Source organism: Alteromonas sp. a30, assembly GCF_026788005.1.
Classification (GTDB): domain Bacteria; phylum Pseudomonadota; class Gammaproteobacteria; order Enterobacterales; family Alteromonadaceae; genus Paraneptunicella.
The window spans coordinates 1-20,886 of sequence record NZ_JABEPE010000020.1 but is presented as its reverse complement, the minus strand read 5'-3'; the positions used below and the strand labels follow the sequence as shown (position 1 = coordinate 20,886).

Annotated in this window: 21 protein-coding genes; 9 read left to right on the top strand and 12 right to left on the bottom strand. The window is 42.7% G+C overall.

Annotated elements, in window-relative coordinates; translation table 11 throughout:
- Positions 1–40: 40 nt before the first annotated feature.
- The gene (locus HJG39_RS16235; RefSeq protein WP_268410701.1) at positions 41–1,399 is read right to left on the bottom strand and encodes a DEAD/DEAH box helicase; all 1,359 of its coding nucleotides are present in this window, start codon (positions 1,397–1,399) and stop codon (positions 41–43) included.
- A 378-nt stretch (positions 1,400–1,777) separates the two neighbouring features.
- Here HJG39_RS16235 and HJG39_RS16230 point away from each other — a divergent pair, with 378 nt between their 5' ends.
- Positions 1,778–2,092 carry a TraR/DksA family transcriptional regulator gene (locus HJG39_RS16230; RefSeq protein ID WP_268410698.1) on the top strand — a complete coding sequence of 105 codons (315 nt, stop codon included), beginning with the start codon at positions 1,778–1,780 and terminating at the stop codon, positions 2,090–2,092.
- Positions 2,093–2,210: 118 nt separating this feature from the next.
- Here the strand turns inward: HJG39_RS16230 and HJG39_RS16225 are convergent, their stop codons facing one another.
- Both HJG39_RS16225 and HJG39_RS16220 read right to left on the bottom strand, forming a co-directional pair.
- Positions 2,211–2,870: a CoA transferase subunit B gene (locus tag HJG39_RS16225; RefSeq protein ID WP_268410695.1), complete on the bottom strand. Its 660-nt coding sequence runs from the start codon at positions 2,868–2,870 to the stop codon at positions 2,211–2,213.
- An 11-nt stretch (positions 2,871–2,881) separates the two neighbouring features.
- On the bottom strand, positions 2,882–3,583 hold the full coding sequence (locus tag HJG39_RS16220; protein ID WP_268410692.1) for a CoA transferase subunit A: 702 nt from the start codon (positions 3,581–3,583) through the stop codon (positions 2,882–2,884).
- A 103-nt stretch (positions 3,584–3,686) separates the two neighbouring features.
- Here HJG39_RS16220 and HJG39_RS16215 point away from each other — a divergent pair, with 103 nt between their 5' ends.
- A complete protein-coding gene (locus tag HJG39_RS16215; protein WP_326849271.1) occupies positions 3,687–4,574 on the top strand; it encodes a LysR family transcriptional regulator in 888 nt (295 codons plus the stop codon).
- Positions 4,575–4,653: 79 nt separating this feature from the next.
- Here the strand turns inward: HJG39_RS16215 and HJG39_RS16210 are convergent, their stop codons facing one another.
- Entirely contained in the window at positions 4,654–5,433 is a 780-nt protein-coding gene (locus HJG39_RS16210; protein WP_268410689.1) for a hypothetical protein, read from the bottom strand.
- Positions 5,434–5,491: 58 nt separating this feature from the next.
- Positions 5,492–6,181, bottom strand: a complete 690-nt coding sequence (locus HJG39_RS16205; RefSeq protein WP_268410845.1) for a sensor histidine kinase — start codon at positions 6,179–6,181, stop codon at positions 5,492–5,494.
- Between the two features lie 241 nt (positions 6,182–6,422).
- Between HJG39_RS16205 and cysB the strand changes: the two genes are divergently transcribed.
- The gene (gene cysB, locus HJG39_RS16200; RefSeq protein WP_268410686.1) at positions 6,423–7,397 is read left to right on the top strand and encodes an HTH-type transcriptional regulator CysB; all 975 of its coding nucleotides are present in this window, start codon (positions 6,423–6,425) and stop codon (positions 7,395–7,397) included.
- 116 nt (positions 7,398–7,513) lie between these two features.
- On the opposite strand, the gene HJG39_RS16195 is transcribed toward cysB, so the two are convergent.
- From HJG39_RS16195 to pabB, 3 genes are all read right to left on the bottom strand, one after another.
- Positions 7,514–8,887 (bottom strand): L-serine ammonia-lyase, encoded by a 1,374-nt coding sequence (locus HJG39_RS16195; RefSeq protein WP_268410843.1) that lies wholly within the window; start codon positions 8,885–8,887, stop codon positions 7,514–7,516.
- Positions 8,888–9,025: 138 nt separating this feature from the next.
- Positions 9,026–9,607, bottom strand: coding sequence for a CoA pyrophosphatase (locus HJG39_RS16190; protein ID WP_326849270.1), 582 nt, complete (start codon positions 9,605–9,607; stop codon positions 9,026–9,028).
- 30 nt (positions 9,608–9,637) lie between these two features.
- On the bottom strand, positions 9,638–11,038 hold the full coding sequence (gene pabB, locus HJG39_RS16185; RefSeq protein WP_268410683.1) for an aminodeoxychorismate synthase component I: 1,401 nt from the start codon (positions 11,036–11,038) through the stop codon (positions 9,638–9,640).
- Positions 11,039–11,201: 163 nt separating this feature from the next.
- Here pabB and HJG39_RS16180 point away from each other — a divergent pair, with 163 nt between their 5' ends.
- The 3 genes from HJG39_RS16180 (at position 11,202) to HJG39_RS16170 (ending at position 15,133) form a co-directional block, all read left to right on the top strand.
- Positions 11,202–12,713, top strand: coding sequence for a fumarate hydratase (locus tag HJG39_RS16180; RefSeq protein ID WP_268410680.1), 1,512 nt, complete (start codon positions 11,202–11,204; stop codon positions 12,711–12,713).
- A 179-nt stretch (positions 12,714–12,892) separates the two neighbouring features.
- Positions 12,893–14,434 (top strand): DNA recombination protein RmuC, encoded by a 1,542-nt coding sequence (gene rmuC / locus HJG39_RS16175; protein ID WP_268410677.1) that lies wholly within the window; start codon positions 12,893–12,895, stop codon positions 14,432–14,434.
- Positions 14,435–14,476: 42 nt separating this feature from the next.
- The gene (locus HJG39_RS16170; protein WP_268410674.1) at positions 14,477–15,133 is read left to right on the top strand and encodes a cyclic nucleotide-binding domain-containing protein; all 657 of its coding nucleotides are present in this window, start codon (positions 14,477–14,479) and stop codon (positions 15,131–15,133) included.
- 3 nt (positions 15,134–15,136) lie between these two features.
- Here HJG39_RS16170 and HJG39_RS16165 read toward each other — a convergent pair whose 3' ends face one another.
- The 3 genes from HJG39_RS16165 to HJG39_RS16155 all read right to left on the bottom strand — a co-directional run bounded on the left by HJG39_RS16165 (position 15,137) and on the right by HJG39_RS16155 (position 17,751).
- On the bottom strand, positions 15,137–16,042 hold the full coding sequence (locus tag HJG39_RS16165) for a MaoC/PaaZ C-terminal domain-containing protein (protein ID WP_268410670.1): 906 nt from the start codon (positions 16,040–16,042) through the stop codon (positions 15,137–15,139).
- Between the two features lie 16 nt (positions 16,043–16,058).
- Complete coding sequence (gene rimO / locus HJG39_RS16160; protein ID WP_268410667.1) at positions 16,059–17,495, bottom strand: 30S ribosomal protein S12 methylthiotransferase RimO; 1,437 nt, start codon at positions 17,493–17,495, stop codon at positions 16,059–16,061.
- Between the two features lie 79 nt (positions 17,496–17,574).
- Complete coding sequence (locus tag HJG39_RS16155; RefSeq protein ID WP_268410665.1) at positions 17,575–17,751, bottom strand: hypothetical protein; 177 nt, start codon at positions 17,749–17,751, stop codon at positions 17,575–17,577.
- 327 nt (positions 17,752–18,078) lie between these two features.
- On the opposite strand from HJG39_RS16155, the gene HJG39_RS16150 reads away from it, so the two are divergent.
- From HJG39_RS16150 to HJG39_RS16140, 3 genes are all read left to right on the top strand, one after another.
- On the top strand, positions 18,079–18,444 hold the full coding sequence (locus HJG39_RS16150) for a cupin domain-containing protein (protein WP_268410662.1): 366 nt from the start codon (positions 18,079–18,081) through the stop codon (positions 18,442–18,444).
- A gap of 113 nt (positions 18,445–18,557) precedes the next feature.
- Complete coding sequence (locus HJG39_RS16145; RefSeq protein ID WP_268410659.1) at positions 18,558–18,989, top strand: hypothetical protein; 432 nt, start codon at positions 18,558–18,560, stop codon at positions 18,987–18,989.
- 142 nt (positions 18,990–19,131) lie between these two features.
- On the top strand, positions 19,132–19,626 hold the full coding sequence (locus HJG39_RS16140; RefSeq protein ID WP_268410655.1) for an AAA family ATPase: 495 nt from the start codon (positions 19,132–19,134) through the stop codon (positions 19,624–19,626).
- A 366-nt stretch (positions 19,627–19,992) separates the two neighbouring features.
- On the opposite strand, the gene HJG39_RS16135 is transcribed toward HJG39_RS16140, so the two are convergent.
- The coding region (locus HJG39_RS16135) for an IS110 family transposase (RefSeq protein WP_268410652.1) at positions 19,993–20,886 on the bottom strand (894 nt) is incomplete at its 5' end.

Sequence of the window (20,886 nt, the reverse complement as noted above, 5' to 3'; positions counted from 1 at the left end):
CATATAAGCCCGTAGCTGATTGTTAATTTGGAACAGATATTTAGATTTCCTCGTCTATATCATCAATATCGTCTTGTTCAGGCTCCGGCGGCAACGGCTTTTTGCGTCGCATAATCGGCGCATCGCCTACATCTTTGCCTTCCATTGTCTTAACGCGAACGGTTTTCTTGGTGGGTTTTTCTAGCGATTGATCATCCTTTTTCGCCGTTGTTCTTGCTTTTCTCTTCCAAGGGGATTCTGGAGGTTTTTTACCGGAAAATGTTGCAGAAAGTCCTTCAAGTTGCGTGAAAGCAAAATCTTGTTTTAGCTGCGCTTTTAGTTTTTCAAAGCTGTTCCAATCCCTTGGGCCAATTAGCGAGAACGCGTGACCGATATTGCCAGAACGGCCTGTTCTTCCAATTCGGTGGATGTATTCATCGGCTGTTTTGGGTAAGTCAAAATTAACCACTAATGATACTGTTGGAATATCCAAACCTCGTGAAGCGACGTCGGTAGTCACTAAAATTTGTTGTTGTTTTGAGGCAAAGCTTTGCATGATTGAAGCGCGTTGCGATTGCAATAAATCGCCGCTTAACGCCGCACTTTTGAAGCCCCATTTTTCGCAAAGTGAGGCTAAACGACCGGTATCTTCTCGTGTTGCAGAGAAGATTATCACTTGCTCGAAGGTTTCTTGCTTTAATAAGGCATCAAGTAGGTTGTCTTTATGATCAACATTGTCTGCGAAAATAAAGTTTTGCTGAATATCTTCGTTTGCCTGATCGCTAGCATCAATATCAATCTTATACGGTTTTTTCTGTAACTCGCCGGTAAAGTCGTTGATAAGCGCACTATGCAAGGTGGCAGAGAACATCAATGTTTGGCGTTTGCGGTGATCTGCGGCTTTATTGATAGCGGTTAATTGGGCTTTAAAGCCTAAATCTAACATGCGGTCGGCTTCATCAAAAATCAGCAGTTCTAACCCGTTTAAAAATAATGAGCGACCAAAAAGATGATCGGTAACGCGACCCGGAGTTCCAACTACAAAAGCCGGATTCTTGCTCAATACTTTTGCTTGGTCGTTGTAGTTTTCTCCACCGACTAACAAAGCCGCTTTTAACCCCGTGGGTTTGGTAAAAGGCAACAACTCATTGAAAACTTGCTTTGCTAGTTCACGCGTAGGGGCGAGAACCAATACTCGTGCATCACGTTTGCTTAAAGACTTTTGCGTGAGCACTTTTTGCAAGGCGGGGATTAAAAATGCCAATGTCTTTCCTGACCCCGTTTTAGAAGAAACCAGCAAGTCTTTACCCATCAGGCCATGAGGGATTGCTTGTTGTTGAACAGCGGTAACATCAGAAAACTTCTTTTCTTCGAGAATTTTTTGTAGGCGACGATCTAAAGGGAGGTCAGAAAATAACACTATTATGCTCATTACAATTTAATTGGCGCTGATTATACGTGTCAGTTGCCCAAGGATGAAGCATTTAATCAGTAATCCATTTGCTCCCAATATCGGGTATTTTCGATTCATGTTCTAGCGACTACATTTTTAGAGATAATTATTACTCTAAATAAGTAGGTATTATTATAACTACGGATAATAGTGAATCGTTAGACTAACCTTACGGCTGTTCATAGAGGCGGACGCCTCCAGCACGATGGTGAAAGAGGAATATCAGCTTAATGGATGGGCTGATCTAAAGGGTTAAAGTTGTTTTAAAACGGATTTGCGGTAGATCAAAATGTAATTTTAGTGGCTGGTATAAGGTACGCTGAAATCACAAATGGTCTTAACGCTATGAATACTAATCAAACTAGAGAAATTTTGTTAGGTAAACAAAAGCGCTTGCAGCGCAGGGTCTCAATGATTGATGCGGATTTTGCTCAAGAAAGGGATGACGACTTCGAAGAGCTGGCAGTTGAATCCGAAAATGATGAAGTGCTTAGTGCGCTACAAAAGGAAGCTGTATTAGAGCTGGAACAGATTACGAAGGCATTGCATCTATTAGATTGCGGTAAATATGGTAAGTGTTTGGATTGTGGTAAACCAATAGAACCGGATAGATTACGAGTTTTGCCTTATACTACTCTATGTAAGCGATGCGCTACTTAGAGGTTGTTTGATCTGACGTAAGCTTTACAATTTTTGACAATGTATAAAAAGCCTCACCTGAGAAGAGCAGGTGAGGCTTTTCTATTTTGAGCTAGCAGAGCTCATCAAATATTTAAACTCAGTTAAATTGCATTTCCGGTACATCGCCTTCAACAATAAGTTCGCCTTCCGTTTTCGAGCGAATTTCTTCTACGCTAACACCGGGAGCACGCTCTTTTAACCAGAATGCATTATCTTTTACTTCAAGAACTGCCAAGTCTGTAATGATACGAGTGATACAGTTCACACCGGTTAATGGCAAAGTACAGGCTTTTAATAGTTTTGATTCGCCGTTCTTGTTGGCGTGAGTCATGGTCACGATGATGTTTTGTGCGCCAGCAACTAAATCCATCGCTCCACCCATGCCTTTTACCAATTTACCCGGGATCATCCAAGAGGCGATATTGCCTTTTACATCGACCTCAAAAGCGCCTAGTACAGTAATATCAACGTGACCGCCGCGAATCATCGCAAAACTCTGAGCCGATTCAAAAATAGAAGCGCCAGTGATAGCGGTTACGGTTTCCTTGCCAGCGTTAATCATATCAGGATCAACCTGATCCTCTGTTGGATAAGGCCCCATTCCCAATAGTCCGTTTTCTGAATGCATCATGACGGAGATGCCTTCAGGAACATAATTTGCTGCTAAGGTTGGAATACCAATACCTAAGTTCACATAGTTGCCATCGCTAAACTCTTGGGCAACGCGCATTGCGATTTGTTCTCTACTTAGTGCCATGGTTATTCTCCTTATGCTTCACGAGTTACACGACGTTCAATACGTTTTTCGAACGTACCTTTAATAACACGATCAACGTAGATGCCTTGGGTTTGAATCTCAGAGGGTTTGAGTTGACCGGGCTCAACAATTTCTTCTACTTCGACCACGGTAATTTTACCCGCAGTTGCTGCCAAGGGGTTAAAGTTCATTGAGGTGTCTTTATAAATGCAGTTGCCGAAAGTGTCGGCCTTCCACGCTTTTACGATTGCAAAATCGCCAACAATGCCTTCTTCTAAGATGTAGTTTCGACCATTGAACTCTTTGACTTCTTTGCCTTCTGCTACAGGCGTTCCGTAGCCAGTTGCCGTATAAAAACCAGGAATACCTGCACCGCCAGCTCGCATTCTTTCTGCTAATGTGCCTTGGGGAGTCAGTTCCACCTCTAACTCACCTGCGATGAGTTGTTTTTCGAATAAAGCGTTTTCGCCAACATAAGAAGAAATCATTTTCTTAATTTGACGATCTTCCAGCAATATGCCTAAACCAAATCCGTCGACGCCGCAGTTATTCGATACAATCGTTAACCCTTTTGTCCCCATTTTTTTGATTTGAGCTATCAAACCTTCAGGTATACCACATAAACCAAAACCACCTGCAAGTATGGTCATGTTGTCGGCCAATCCCTGCATGGCCTCTTCATAACTGGATACTACTTTATTGAAACCTGCCATATTAACTCCGCAGTATTATTAATTTGTTAACATTATTCGAAACCATTGTTAATATGTAAAATTAAATTAATTTCTTAATTAATAAAAAAAATATATTAATAATATGGCGTTGAATATTTCATTAAAGCAAGTTCGCGCATTCGTTAACGTTGCTATTTGTAGTAACTATGCGGAAGCCGCAGAACGGATGCACCTTTCGCAACCTGCACTGTCAATTGCGATTCGCAATTTAGAGCAAGCCACAGGTGGCGCTTTATTTAGTCGTTCAACTAGAAAAGTAGAGCTAACCCCAGAAGGGGTGGCGTTTTTTCCCGTTGCTAAACGTCTGCTACGGGACTGGGAAGAAGCCTGCATGGATCTAAACAATCTGTTTAGTATGCAAAAAGGTAAACTTTCAATTGCAGTGATGCCATCGTTTGCAAGCACACTTTTGCCAGAGCATTTACGTGTTTTTCATGAGCAATATCCAAATATCACTATTGCGATACAAGACATTGTAATGGAGTTTGTGATGGCATCGGTCTTAGCAGGGCGCAGCGAGTTGGGAATTACGTTTGAATCTGAGTCGATGGAAGGGCTCGAGTTTTTTCCGTTGTTTGAAGATGATTTTATACTTGTTTGTCCCCCTAAACATCCGTTAGCTGAGGTTAAAAGTGCGACATGGCAACAGGTGCAGCAATATCCTTTTATCGCCATGAACTTAGGCTCGACCTTGCGCCGATGGATTGATGACGTTTGTGCGAAACGAGATATTGTTCTAAACATTATTGCAGAGGGAGGGCAGTTGGTTCTATTAGGTGAGCTAGTAGCTGCGGGACTTGGTATTTCTGTGGTGCCGGCACTTACTCGTCAGCAAATGCTCGATAAGGGACTATCCTGTGTTGCACTTAGGCATAGTGGGCTTAGAAAGTGTGTTGGTGTTGTTAAAAAACAACGAGGGACTTTATCAGTCGCGGCAAATGGATTTTTGAGTATGTTGACGCAATCGTAAAGTCGCGATAGTACAGCACCAAATGTGGTTAGATTAAATTGATTTTGAAAAACCTAATTTAGTTAGAAGTAGCGTCTTTCTACCATTTTTTCTTTGGAGCAAACAGTTCATCCAATTCATTTCTCTCATCTTCGATACGACGAGCGGTATCTTCAGCATTGCTGTTGCGTAGGTTTTCTTGAATCTGGCTGAGTTGTTGCTCAAGCTGGGCCCTTCTGGAAGTAACATATTCATCCTGAGTAGAGAAATTAGTCAGGGCGACAATGGCTTTTTCTAAGTATTGACGAGCTGAGCCCATCATCTGTGATTGGATAGCGCTGTCTGCTCGACGCGCAAGGGTGTCGACGTTGACACGAAGTTGCATTTTATCGAGTCGTTTATCCTCACCAATAAAAACTTGTGCGCTAACTTTTCCTTTACTGTGCTCGGTTCTAAGTAAAGCACGTAATTTCTTTAAACTTTGAATGGTAACGATAATTTGTTTGTCATTATCCGGTAGGCTAATGCCATCTGCTGCTGCCGCTTTGTTTTTCTCTGCATCAGCTTCGTTCATTTTAATTCGTTCGGCAATATCATTGAGTCGCTGTTTGATTTCTGGAGTTTTGGGGTTTAACTCATGGGTTAACTTCAAAGCGCCTTGAATGCGTTTTAGTAGAATAAGGTTAAGCATTGGGGAAATTGGGATTTGGCTTTGAGAAGCTGACATGATGACATTTTCCGTTTCATCAATAATCGCTTTTTGCTTCGACAATTCTGTGCGTTTTTCTGCTTCAACCTTTTCTTTGTGCTGCTGAAAAGCGTTCACCATAATGGCTAACACAATCAAGGCGACGATTAATATTATGATTATTGCAAACATTTGCTTTTTTTGTCCCGTCTGTTAATTGTCATGCTTACCCAGACACATCAGTGACATACTAAGGTAATTCCAAGGTAAAAACACTCCCTCCGAGGGAGCCGCCATTTGAAAGTCGTATCATTCCTTTTTTATCGTCACTTACATGCGCTTCTGCAATCATTCTAGCAAAAAAGAGACCTAGGCCCGTTCTGCCGCTACTAATATCAAAGTCTCGCATGTTGGTTTGTGTGTTCTTAAGCATAGACTCTGGATAGCCTTGACCATCATCTTCAATGAAGATTTTTAAATACCCATCACTTTCTTTTACTGAGATATTAATTTTGGTATTGCCGTAGTGCATGGCATTAATCAACACATCGTTAAGCAAAACATTGACGAGTGCTGCATCAAAATACCACGATAACCCTTCTTGTACATCTGTCGAAATTGAGACCTTTTTATAATTAATGTAATTTTTATTGCTGGCGAGAAGCTCATCGATCAGATCATCAGCAAAGTGTTCGTTAATATTAAGCGGGAGTTCGTCTAAATCGGCGCGGTATAAAGAAAGGATTTGCACTAGGCTAGTATTCATTCTCGATGCTTCATAATGAATAGCTGCTATTTTTTCTGCTTCCTTAGAGCCTGCGGGCGTGTCGTTACCAACGTCTTCAATAGACCTCATTAACAAGCATAACGAGTTTTTCATATCATGCACCGCGGAGGCGAGTACCGCTGAGAAATCGATGCGATTATTTCGAGTCGTCATGGTCTTTTGGTTTCGAATACTGCTGAAGTCGTTAAAGCCCTTAATAGTATTGTCAGACGATGCGATGGTCAAACGCTAATGTCGTTATGATTAAAACGCACTAACTTATTCATTAAACAGGTGAAAAAAATCGCGAGATAGGATATTTTTAATAATCACTCGGAATGATTTCTTCTTAGAGTGGATATAAATCGCATATTAAATCATCACAGACAGAAAGAATAAGCTAGGTTGGTTAATCATGAAGTTACAGCAGCTACGATACATAGTAGAAGTTCTAAACAACAATCTGAATGTTTCTGCTACGGCTGAAAGCCTGTACACAAGTCAGCCTGGTATTTCTAAACAGGTCAGAATGTTAGAAGATGAACTGGGGGTGCAGATCTTCGGAAGAAGCGGGAAGCATCTCACTCATGTAACGGAAGCGGGCAACGATATTATTAATATTGCACGTGAAATTCTGGCGAAAGTTGAAAGTATTAAATCTGTCTCTCGTGAGCATACATTGCCCGACCAAGGCAAACTCAACATTGCAACCACACATACACAGGCCCGTTATGCACTTCCTGGAGTGATTAAAGGGTTTATGGATAAATATCCAAAGGTTTCTTTGCATATGCATCAGGGAACGCCGTCACAAATTAGTGATTTGGCGGCAAAAGGTGAGGCCGACTTTGCCATTGCGACTGAAGCGCTGCATTTATATAACGACCTGATTATGCTGCCGTGTTATCACTGGAATCGCAGTATTATCGTGAATAAAGAACACGAGTTAGCCAACAAAACCTCTATTTCAATTGAAGATATTGCGAAGTACCCATTAGTGACATATGTCTTTGGGTTTACAGGACGTTCAGAATTGGATGAAGCGTTCTCCCGAGCAGGACTAGAGCCAAAAATTGTTTTCACTGCAACTGATGCTGATGTGATCAAAACTTATGTGAGAATGGGCGTGGGCATTGGTGTTGTGGCAACCATGGCGGTTGATGATCGATTAGATGAAGATCTCGTCACCATTGATGCGAGTCATTTGTTTGAATACAGTACAACCAAAATTGGCTTCCGCAAAGGCACTTTCTTGCGTAGTTATATGTATGACTTTATTGAGCGGTTTGCGCCACATTTAACTAAAGATGTGATTGAAAAAGCAATGACGCAAAAAAATAACGATGACATAGAAAAAATGTTTAGAGGTTTAACCTTACCTGTACAATAAACGGCTAGCCTTTATTAAGTAAACCTTCCAGAAGGTATTCCTCAATTTAAGACCAGATTGAAAAGAAAACCCCGTTAGGCAAGTACCAACGGGGTTTTCTTTTTAACATTAGTTGTTTAGCACTCGATAATATTCACGGCTAATCCGCCACGCGCTGTTTCTTTATATTTTGATTTCATATCGTTGCCCGTTTCCCACATGGTTTTGATTACTTTATCCAATGAAACCTTATGAGAACCATCTCCTCGCATCGCTAAGCGTGATGCATTGATCGCTTTAATGGCTCCCATTGCATTACGTTCAATACAAGGAACTTGCACTAACCCATTTACAGGGTCACACGTTAGACCCAAATTATGTTCCATGCCAATTTCCGCTGCGTTTTCTACTGCTTTCGGATCGCCTCCAAGAATTTCAGTCAACGCGCCAGCAGCCATTGAACAAGCGACACCCACTTCTCCCTGGCAACCTACTTCGGCTCCAGAAATAGAGGCATTTTTCTTATACAAAATACCAATGGCAGCAGCGGTTAATAGGTAACGGCAAGCAGTTTCAGCATCAACAGGGCGAATGAACTTGTTGTAGTAACTCAGTACGGCAGGAATGATACCCGCTGCGCCGTTAGTTGGAGCGGTGACTACTCGACTACCTGCCGCATTTTCTTCATTTACCGCAAGTGCAAATAAGTTAACCCAATCCATCGCACTCATGGGATCGTTATTTCGTTCGCTACACAATTTTCGATACAAAGAAGGGGCTCGTCGTTTTACTTTCAAGCCGCCGGGTAAAATCCCTTCGGTATCAATACCTCGCTGGACACAAGATTGCATCACTTCCCAAATGCCTGAAAGCTTTTCATAAATTGCTTCTTTAGACTGAAATTGCATTTCATTTTTTAACATTAAGGTACTGATACTGAAACCTTCTTCTTTGCATATACGCATCAGATCTTCTGCACTTTCAAAAGGATAGGGGATTTCTGTTTCTGCGATAGCGACGGCTTGATTTTGTTTGGCTTCGAAATCTTCTTCTTTAATGATAAAGCCACCACCGATAGAGTAATAACACTGTGAAAACAGCTTTTCGTCATCATGAAATGCATGGATTGCCATGCCGTTTGCGTGCAAGGGCAGGCTTTTGCGACGGTGGTAAATGATGGAATCAGTCTTAGAAAAAGCAACACTGTGCTTTCCATCCAACTTTAATTGTGCCGAGCGTTCCACTTCAGACAACATGGTTTCGATTTGATCTACATCGACTTCTTCGGGCGTTTGTCCAAGTAAACCTAAAATAACCGCTGTGCCAGTGCCGTGTCCAATTCCTGTTTGTCCCAATGAACCAAATAACTCAACGCGCACAGAATTCACTTGGAGCAGAATGTTGAGTTCTTGTAACTGCACGACGAAATCTTTCGCCGCTCGCATCGGACCAACGGTATGTGAGCTGGAAGGGCCAATACCGATACTGAACATATCAAAAACGCTGATCATCATTTCTATAAACTACTTTAATCAATAATGCGCTTATTTTGGCGTGGGATGGGAAATTGGGGAAGCCCTACCAGTACGATTTGTCGAAAACAACTGTAAAGGTTCGGGCTAGAGCGAAAAGTGTGAAAACAAGTTAACCTAGTTTAAGGCAATATGATTAGACAGGATGCGAATAAAGGCAGCCGTTGCCCCCCAAATATAAGTGTCATTCCACGGGATAAAATACACTGAATAATCCACTCCTTTGCGGTGCACAGGGTAATTGATGTGGTTATTCTGGTTCATTAAATAAGAAAGCGGAACTTCAAATGTACCCGCGACTTCATTAGGGTCGACTTGCAAGTCGAACTTGGGTTCGACCAAGCCGACATAAGGCGTGACCTCATAGCCAGAAAATGTACGGAAAGACTGTAAATTACCGACTACTCGCGTGTATTTTCTGGAAAGACCAATTTCTTCTTCGGTTTCGCGTAGTGCGGTATCCATTAGGCAAGTATCGCTTTTCTCGTGACGTCCGCCTGGGAGGCAGATTTGGCCTGCATGGTGTTTTAAGTGAGATGAACGTTTCGTAAAAATAACGGATAACTCGTCTCGGCATACAACTGGAAATAACACCGCTGCCTTTTTCCCTGCTCTGGGTAACGGGAAGTCGGGTAGAGTGGGGACGGTTCTTAAATGCTGAAACTTCTCTAAGAATTCAACCTCATTCATTTCTGGCATGATACCCTCATATTATAATTTGGCGTTTTGTTACGGCTTTAAAACAGGTAGGATCTTCGCCACTTTGTCTAGTGTTTCCTGAAACTCTTGGTTGGCATCAGAGTCAAGCACAATTCCTCCGCCTGCCCAGCAATATATGTTATTGGATTCCAACAACAATGTGCGTATGCAGATGTTGCTGTCCATATCCTCCTTGATACCCAAATAACCAATACTACCGCAGTAGATATGACGGTGATCCGGTTCGAGCTCTTCAATAATTTGCATAGCACGTTTTTTCGGTGCTCCGGTAATAGAGCCGCCGGGAAACGCATCTTGCAATAACTGAAGTGGTGAACTGTTAGCTTTTAATTCTCCTACAACGGTGCTGACTAAATGATGAACAGCGGGGAAGCTTTCAATATCAAAGAGCTTTGGCACTTGAACACTTCCGGGCATGCAATTTTTACTTAAGTCATTACGCAAGAGGTCAACTATCATCAAGTTTTCGGCGCGATCCTTCTCTGCGTTTTGCAAGTCTCTTGCCAGTTTAGCATCTAATTCAGGATTTGCCCCTCTGGGACGCGTCCCCTTAATAGGTTTGGTCTCAACTTTTCCGTCCTGTGTTGATAGAAAACGTTCGGGGGAAATACTTAAGATTGCACCATGTTGGGTGCGAATGAAGGACGAAAATGGTGCAGTATTGGCTTGTCTTAAACGTAAGTAAGCTCGCCACTCGTCACCTTGATATTCGCTATGAAAACGTTGCGCCATGTTAATTTGATAACAATCACCCGCGAGTAAATATTCGTGGATTTTCGCAAGTTTTGCTAGGTATTCAGCCTGTGTCACATTACTGGACCAATCTCGCCTTAGCTTAAATTCATCACCGTCGTATAACGTTTCAGATTTGTTAGCATCAGCGTCTGTTATTTCTGCGACCGAAGGATGAGGGTACTCAGGGTGATAACAAAAATAATACTGACCTGAATCTGCATCTCGAATCACCGACCAAGTATAAATTCCCACGCTTAAGCGTGGCGTTTGGTAGTCATCTTTAAAACGGGAAGCCACTTTCTCAATTTGCTTTCCCCAATCGTAGCCAAAATAGCCGAGGCAACCTACTACAAAGGGGAGGTGAGTTTCGGGTATCGCGGTGTGCTGAAATACTTGCTTTTGCAGAGAAACAATTTGCGCTATGGTGCTGCTGTTCTTTTCGACTTTAATTTGAGTTCGAAGAGACTCAAGCGCGAAGGTAATGTTGGGCGAGTGTGTGTTTTCCTCAATGCTGATAATTGGCTCTGCCGCAAATATATCAAAACGAGCGTTAGGGTGCGGGCTGTTAGCGGAATCTAATAAAACCGCACCACGCAAGTGGCGAAAAGCAGAAAATAACGAGGTGACATCGGTCTGAGTGTTAATATTCAGGGGAATGATGTGGATATTTAGCATGAAAACTATCTTATTCAACCTTATAGGGCTAACGTTTTAAGGTTAACCGAGCTAGGAAACGACAACGAAGTGCGTCTTAATCATGGAGTGATACACGCAAGCAAGGTATTATATCGCGCTAACTCCAGACACAACCAGTAAATTTCATTTTTACGAGGCTTACATGACTGTTATTCGTCAGCAGGACTTTATTGAAAGCATCGAAGATGCGTTGCAATTTATTTCGTATTACCACCCGTTAGACTACGTAAAGGCCGTTGAAAAAGCCTACGAAAAAGAAGAAAGCCAAGCCGCGAAAGATGCGATGGCACAAATTCTTATCAACTCTCGCATGTCTGCCGAAGGCAAGCGTCCATTGTGCCAAGATACCGGTATCGTGACCTGTTTCGTGAAAATTGGTATGGGCGTGAAATGGGATAAAACCAATTTAACGGTTCAACAAATGGTAGACGAAGGCACACGTCGAGCTTACACCAATTCAGATAACCCACTTCGTGCCTCCATTGTTGCCGACCCAGCCGGAAGCCGAAAAAACACCAAAGATAACACGCCATCTGTGGTTCACATCGACATGGTGCCGGGCGATGAAATTGAAGTGATGATTGCGGCTAAAGGCGGCGGCTCAGAAAACAAATCCAAGATGGTCATGCTCAACCCAAGTGATGACATAGCCGAGTGGGTAGTTAAAACCTTACCTACTATGGGCGCAGGTTGGTGTCCACCGGGCATGTTAGGCATCGGTATTGGCGGTACGGCTGAAAAGGCTGCTGTGCTGGCAAAAGAAAGCTTAATGGACCCAGTTGACATTCAAGAATTGATGGAACGTGGTGCGGAAACGACCGAAGAAAAGCTACGTCTCGACATCTTCGAAAAAGTAAATGCATTGGGCATTGGCGCACAAGGTCTTGGCGGGTTAACGACGGTTGTCGACATCAAAATTAAATCGGTGCCAACCCATGCAGCTTCCAAACCTGTGGTGATGATTCCAAATTGCGCGGCAACACGTCACGTACATTTCCATTTGGATGGTTCAGGCCCAGCAAAACTTGAACCGCCTAAATTAGAAGATTGGCCGAAAGTCACGTGGGAAGTGGGCGAAAATACGCGCCGTGTTAACGTAGACAACTTGAAACCTGAAGATATTCAAGAATGGAAAATGGGTGAAACCGTATTGCTTTCCGGTAAAATATTAACCGGCCGTGATGCAGCTCATAAACGCATTCAAACCATGCTTGAAAGTGGTGAAGGTTTACCAGCAGGAGTGGATTTCACAAATCGCTTAATTTACTACGTGGGTCCAGTAGATGCGGTCGGTGATGAAGTAGTAGGCCCGGCTGGCCCTACTACGGCAACACGTATGGATAAATTCACCGATATGATGCTCGACCAAACTGGCTTGTTGGGTATGATTGGTAAAGCTGAGCGTGGTCCAGCTACCGTTGAAAGCATTGCCAAACACAAGTCCGTGTACTTGATGGCTGTGGGCGGTGCGGCGTATTTGGTGTCCAAAGCCATTAAGAAATCGCGCGTTGTTGCGTTCGAAGATTTGGGAATGGAAGCCATCTACGAGTTTGAAGTAGAAGACATGCCCGTTACCGTTGCGGTAGATAGCACGGGTGAAAATGCCCACGAAGTTGGGCCCGCAATGTGGAAAGGCAAAATTGCTCTGAAGTAAAGCGTCCACTAGCCTGACAGGCATTGTAAAATTGAAAGCACCGTTACGCTCGCTAACGGTGTTTTTGTTTCTATAGTTTGTTTATCTCTTAGCGTAAACCGTGCTAGCTTTCTTACAAAGCGGTTGAGTTAACGCACAATTTTTCCAGAATAGTATTTTCTTAAGGACACACACAGATAATGTCGGATTCCTCTCTTATTTTTGCGGCTATGACTGCGCTAGCGATCGGTATTGTTTTAGGGGCAGTCATTGGTATTTTATGGCAACGCGCACGCCAGCAAGCGCTGATACAAGACTTGATGCAAACAGACGCAGAAAAGCACCAACAAGCTCAGCTCGCACAACAGGCGCTTGAACAAAAATGGCAATATGAACAGCAACAAAATCAGCAAGTGAAAGCGGATCTTGAGCGAGTTCAAGATGAAGTGAATGAATTACGTCATCGTAATACCGACTTAGAAAAAACCTCCGCTAAACACCTTGAGCAGGTGAACCAACTCACCTCTCGTATTTCGCAGTTGCAAGCACAAAGTCAGGATTGGCAAAGCCGCTATGAGGAAAGTCGAGAAGCGCTATCGCTGAGAGAAAGTGAATACCAAGCGGCTAACGCAAAACATGCCGAAACCAACAAAGCAAACGAAGAAAAACTGGCGTTGTTACAAGAAGCTGAAATTCGCCTGCAAACGCAATTTGAAAACCTCGCTAATAAAATCTTTCAGCAAAAATCCGACAAATTTACCGAAACCAGCAAAGCCGGATTAGATGCGCTGTTGAATCCGTTAAAAGAGCAAATTGAAGGGTTTAAAAAGCAGGTGTCGGAACAACATATCCGTGAAGGACAAGAACGAGCCTCGCTGAAAACTGAAATTATGGGATTAAAGGAATTAAATCAGCAAATTACCCAAGAAGCCGCAGCGTTAACCAAAGCGCTAAAAGGCGACAACAAGCAACAAGGGAATTGGGGCGAGATTGTATTAGAGCGTATTCTGGTGGAATCTGGATTGCGTGAAGGTCATGAATTCATCACCCAAGAACATTTGAAAGATGAAAAAGGCAAAGCTTTTAAGCCCGATGTGGTTGTGCATTTACCGCAAAACAAAGACGTCATTATCGATTCAAAAGTTTCCTTGAGTGCTTATGAACAATACTTTAATGAAGAGGATGACACTTTAAAGCAAGGCCACTTAAAAGATCATGTTAATTCTTTGCGAGTGCATATTAAAGAATTGGGTAAAAAGGATTATCAAACCCTACTAGGTGTGAATACGCTAGACTATATTCTAATGTTTGTGCCGGTTGAACCTGCGTATTTATTAGCCATGGAACAAGCGCCGGATTTAATCAAACAAGCCATGGACGCTAATATTATGTTGGTTAGTCCAACCAACTTAATGGTAGCTTTAAGAACGATTAATAATATTTGGCAATACGAATATCAAAACCAAAATGCGCAAGAAATCGCGGATAAAGCGGCCAAGTTATACGATAAATTCCACGGTTTTGTAACCGATATGGAAAAACTCGGTCGAAACATTACCTCGGTACAATCATCTTATAACGATGCCTTTAATAAGCTTTCAACCGGGCGTGGTAACTTGATTCGACGTACAGAGGAATTTCGCAAACTCGGTGTGCAAACCACGAAAAAGTTGGATAAAGCGCTGGTTGATAAATCGGATGCAGCGTTGGCGGAAGCGTCAGAGCAACACGAAGAATCGTGACGATGCAATTGAGGGCGCTCGATTAGGGTTACAGGTAGTCAAATGAACAAAATTAAATTAATGGAAATACTGCCAAGAATTCCATTATTTAAAGATTTAACGGTAGCCGAAAGGGAAATGGTTCTGAAGTTAACTCAGAACATTAAACGTATTCGAGCAGATAAGACCTTTATTAAAGAAGGCGCGCAGGAACCCTTCTTCTATATCATTTTGGCTGGCAGAGCGGATGTTTTTCATAAAGGCCGGAAAATTGGTGAGTTATTGCCGGGAAATTTTATTGGGGAAGTTGGCTTTATTTGCAAAGAGCCGCGCTCTGCTACCGTGACCTCCGCTACTGATATGGTAGTGATGTTAATTGCTGATGAACAATTCCGGCGTATGCCAGCACGCATTCGCGAGTCGATTAAAGATCGCATAATTTCAGGGCTGGTGGAGCGAGTAACAGGAATGAACGACAACACACTGCGCTATGAAGATGAAATTGGTGAATTGAAAAACAAAGTCAAAGGCTATGAGCAGCAGGATTTAATGAATAATGGCCTTGGTGCCAGCGTCTTTGAACATATTGATTTTGAGTCTGATTCTGACTCCGATACCGATACCGATTTGAACCCCGAGGCAGACTCCGCTGAGAATGTGGAGAAAACCTCTGCAAGCAATAGTCACCAAAAGCACAGAGATACACGCAAGAATCGCTAAGGCTTAAATCTCGACTGAACCTAACATTAAAGCTTTCCCGTTTTGGTCTATTAACGCTAAATGACGCTCACCCTCTTTTTTTGCCTCCGATAGCATTACCGACACCAATTGACCGTTTAAAAATGCAGGGCTAATAAAACGCACGTTAATCGACTTGATGGGTTCGGCCTCACTTGCTTGTAGCGTTTCAATGGTGCGAGTAAACATGCCAAAACCATGCAGCACCTTGCGCTTAAAAGGCGACATTTTCGCGACAAAGCTGATCCAATGAATCGGGTTTAAATCGCCGGTTAAGAGTGCGAAATTAAGGCCGTCATTAGGGGCAACAATCCATTTTCCAACGCGACGATAACCTTCTATCGATGGTGAATGGCGTTTATCCTTTTTGCTTTTACCAAGAATAAACAAAGTATGAAAAGAAGCGGTATAACAATGAGGATTGTTCTGGGTGCCAATGTGCAATTCTTGGTGTAATCGGGCACGGTTATTCTCTTCCTTAATTTCTAGCATTTTACAGGTTACATGCAGCGCTTCGCCCATTGGAATAGGATGATGCACAGTAAGGCCGACACCTTGGTTTAGAATATTAGAAAGCTTATAGCGGGTTTGCTTTAGTTGCTTGGCACAAATTGAAAGGGCGAATTGAGAGAATAGGTGGGGGGGTAATTCTTGGTTTGACTCTAGCGGCGCATTGCCATTTTCAGTGAGAACAGAGTAAGTACACCAGCGTCGATATAAATTCACCAAATCGGGCGGTGGCGTGGGGAGCACAACGTGCACATCGTCGATATGTTCAGGATTGCGCTTCATACGCTTCTTAGGCAGCACGGACGATAACGCAATGCTACCTAAGGTTTTTAACATCGGCCCTTGATACTGCAATAAACTCAGTGGCAAATTCATCGACATAGCGTTTAGTTTTCCTCTAATCTTCTTCTGTTACCCGAGTACCCCAAAGGTCATACTCATCGGCGTGTTCAATTAATACCTCAACGAAGTCGCCGGGGTTAACGTCCATATCGCCATTTAAATACACCATGCCATCAATTTCGGGGGCATCGGCGTAGGTGCGACCAATCGCACCTTCTTCGTCCACTTCATCAATAATCACCATCATAATGTGACCAATGCGCTGTTGTAAGCGCGCTGCACTAATGGCTTGCTGCTTTTGCATAAAACGCTCGTAGCGTTCTTCTTTTACATGTTCAGGAACCGGGTCCGGCAGGCCGTTAGCGGTTGCACCTTCTACGTCTGAGTATTTAAAACAGCCCACACGGTCAAGTTGTGCTTCATCTAAGAAATCCAATAATTCTTGGAATTCCACTTCAGTTTCACCGGGGAAGCCTACAATAAACGTAGAGCGAATGACTAACTCAGGACACATTTCTCGCCACTTTTTAATGCGCTCTAACGTTCGCTCTGTAGCGGCTGGGCGTTTCATCAACTTCAAAATACGGGTATTGGCGTGTTGAAAAGGGATGTCTAAATACGGCAAGATTTTACCTTGCGCCATCAACGGAATCACTTTATCAACCGACGGATATGGATATACGTAATGCAAGCGCACCCAAATACCTAAATGGCTTAACTGTTCGCACAAACCAATCATGTCGGTTTTTACTGGCATTCCATCCCAAAAACCCGTGCGGTGTTTAACATCCACACCGTATGCACTGGTATCTTGCGAAATCACTAACACTTCATTCACGCCAGCGTCTTTTAGGCGTTGAGCTTCACTGAGAATGTCGCCAACCGGGCGGCTCACTAAATCGCCTCGCATCGAAGGAATAATGCAGAAAGTACAGCGATGATTGCAGCCTTCGGATATTTTTAAATAAGCATAATGACGTGGTGTAAGCTTAACGCCCTGTGCTGGCACTAAGTGTTCAAACGGATTATGAGAAGGGCGCGGCAAATGGTCGTGGACTTGCTCTACAACGGTTTCATAAGCATGTGGGCCGGTAATAGCTAACACGTTAGGATGAACTTCGCGAATCTCATCTTCTTTTACACCCAAACAGCCGGTTACAATGACTTTGCCATTTTCCGCCAATGCTTCACCAATGGTATCGAGGGATTCTTGAACCGCGCTATCAATAAAACCACAAGTGTTAACAATCACTAAATCCGCATCTTCAAAGGTAGGCACAACATCGTAACCTTCGGTGCGAAGTTGCGTTAGGATGCGCTCAGAATCCACCAAGTTTTTCGGACAACCTAACGAAATAAACCCAATGCGTGGAATACGGTCGACTTGGCTACCTTCGGCTTCCTGAGAGCCAGCTTTCGCTTGCGCTTCAATTACTTTTTTTGGAGTATCCAATGTCGTGGTTTGCTTGGGGTCAAACTGGTTTACGGTCATGCGTCGCCTATGAATCTGATTGCTGTAAAACTGTACAAATTTGAATCGGGCGCGGATTATACAAGACAATGATTTGAATTTATATGGCGGCGCTATATTTGTATTTATCCAAACCCCAACGCTTGAATATATGCATTTCAAATTGTGAGAATTCTGCGAGAACAAGGCCGCTTAACACATCCTTCACAACGAACACTTTTGCTTTTTTTGATACTGCATTCGCAGAGGAATCTTCGGTGGATGGATTAGCGTTCATAAGATAGTGCTTGTAAGAGCAGAGAGCTTGCAAGAGCAGAGAAATAATTCTCGCTTTCACACACAGGAAGTCTCGTTTGTACCACAGAAATTTCGTATGTAGTTGATTATTAAAAGTAAAAATTTGAGTAAATTGCATTTACAGGGACCTGTGTAAATCCCAAGTCTCGCTTTGATCAAAACAGTTGTTGGTGGCAGGGTCAGAAATAGTGGCTATACTCCTGAGAATATTGAAAAAAAATGAGCGAATTGATGTGATTTACGCCTGTTCAAATGCGGGGATACCGAGAATTCGCAGTAAGTTACTGTTATACCTTCAAGGAAAATTATGAGTAAGATTTCAATTAGCCAAAAATTTGAGTTGTTTACGGAAGAGTGGACCCCTAAAGTTATTGCTGAATCTAATGGTCAGCTTGTAAAAATAGCTAAAGGTAGTGGTGAGCTTGTTTGGCATCAACATGAAAACGAAGATGAGTTATTTATAGTTTTTAAAGGGCATCTTACGATACAGCTCCGTGATAAAAATATTGAGCTGGATGTTGGTGATATGTTTGTTGTGCCTAAAGGAGTCGAGCACTGCCCTCGCGCAGAACCCGACACTCACTTTATGATGATAGAGCCATCTAGTACAGCACATACTGGTGAGCTAGAAAGCGATGTCACAGTATCAAGTGAAGACCAGAAATGGATTTAGAGTATAACAAAGCGCAGCAATCGCTCCCGCTGGTCGCTGGGACGTCCAAAACGCTGCGCTTATTTGGCCGCCCCTGTGCGCGGCGTTATGCAAATCAAAGTAAGGAGCAGTAAGTGAAGTATTTAGTTTCTATTGGTATATTAATGTTCTCGTTAAGTGCGTACTGCGAGCCACCAGAAATTTTAATAAAAGCAATGGACGCCTATTTAAAAAATGGAAAATCTGCATTTATCCCTGAGATGATTAAAGGGTCGACTTTAGAAAATGAAAAGTCTGTTCTGGCGCAGGAGAATATGATTGGGCAGGTTGAGGCGTATTATGGAAAGCCTGAATCTTGGGAGGTATTGGCAGAATGTGAGCTTACGGATCGTTTTAGATCGACTTATTATATCCTGTATTATGAAAAAGGCCCTGTTTTTGGGTATGTTGATACCTATAAAAAGAAGAATGGTAAAGAGATTGCAGCAAAATTCCAATTTCATACGGAAGCTAGTCAAATCCTTCCGTATAAACCGGTCACAAAACAGAATATTTGCGGTGCATAACAAGGCGCACCAAGCACGCCACTTCGTGGCTGGACCTCCACTGCGTTGCTCGTTTTGTGGCTTAACGCTTACGCTACCACAAAACAACCAACTACGTTCCGGCCCTTGTGCGCGGCGTTATGCATCAAAATAGAGAGCAACGATGAACAAAGGAACATTGATATTCTTCTGTGGAAAAATGGGTGCAGGAAAATCTACCAAAGCTAGCGAAATCGCACAGAAAGGCAATACAGTATTGTTTTCAGAAGATGAATGGCTTGCGTCACTTTACCCAAATAAGATTTCATCACTAAATGACTATATCGAATATTCAAATCTACTTAAGCCTCAGATTAAAAAGCTTGTTCAATCCATGTTGTCTGCGGGAACCAATGTGGTAATGGACTTCCCGGCAAATACTCCGTCACAAAGAGATTGGTTTCGGAGTATTTTCTCCGAGGTTGAAGCTCCACATAATTTGGTATACATCGACTTGTCAAATGAGGTCTGTTTAAAACAGATTGAAAAACGGCGCGAAGAACAGCCTGAAAGAGCGGCAACTGATACACCAGATATGTTTGAGCAGGTTACAAAGTATTTTATGGCTCCCACCCCAGAGGAAGGCTTCAATACAACCAAAGTGGCGCAAAATGCATAACAAGGCGCTGCTACGGAAAATTTACTCGCTAGCGCTCCTAAATTTCCGCAGAGCGCAGGCGTTATACACCTATTGGAAATTTGTGGATGGAAGAGATAGTTAGTGGATTTTTTCGAGCTATTGGTTACATACTCGCAGAAGTATTTTTTTATACCATTTGCTATTGGGTAGGCTGGCCGATATGTAAAATATTTACTTTAGGTACTTATCCAAAGTCATTCGATACGGGCTTCAGTGCGGAACGTAATTACGGAAGAGGTATGTGCTCCTCAGTAGGTTTGCTGACATTGGTATTCGTCTTTTATTACGTAGTTCTTTCAATTAATAAATAGTTCGGTGTATAACAAGAGACTATGGCGTCAATAGCTAATTTGCTTCCCACATTACTCCATCTCTGAGCATCGAATTTAAGATTACGACCATCTTTCTAATGCAAGCTATTATCGCTACTTTTTTGGGCTTTCCTGCTTCTACGAGACGCTGATACATTTCCTTAAAAACGGGGTTGCTTTGTATTGCAGACATCATCGCCATGTATAAAACGGTTCTGACCTGATGGCGTCCACCTTGGATTTTTCTAAGCCCTTTAAAGCGTCCACTTTCACGATTCATAGGCGCGACACCGACTAATGCAGAAGCTTGTTTGTTGGTCATATAACCTAACTCGGGCAGGTTGCTGATAATGGATGCGGAGGCAATTTTTCCAATACCTTTCATGCTTTGAAGGATGGCATTTTTCGCTTGATAATCAGAGCATGATTCGATAAGTGAAACGATTTTATTTTCTACTTTAGCAATTTGATTTTTAAATGCAGTGAGGATGGGCTTAATTGTCATCGCTAGCGCTTTAGGCAATATCTGCAACCGATTTTTCTCCATCGTTTGCATCACTAACAGTTGATTTCGCCGAGCGACTAAATCGCTCATAGCCTGCATGGTTTCTGACTTTAACTGAGATAACTTAGGCTTGATGACATCACCGTAGTGAGCAATTAATTGAGCGTCTAGCTTGTCTGTTTTAGCTCTCTGACCAATTGCACCTGCAAAGCGTTTGATGTGAATTGGATTGGCAATCACAAACGGCAATTTGGCTTTGGCGCATTCCATAATAAACGGCATTTCAAGCCTGCCAGTGGCTTCTATGACAATCCTCTGAGGCTTGTACAGTTTAATTTTATCAATGGCTTGTTTAATGCCTTTCTCATCGTTCGACACGGTGAAATAGATGTCTAGTGGTCGAAGGAAAATATCTAATTGAAA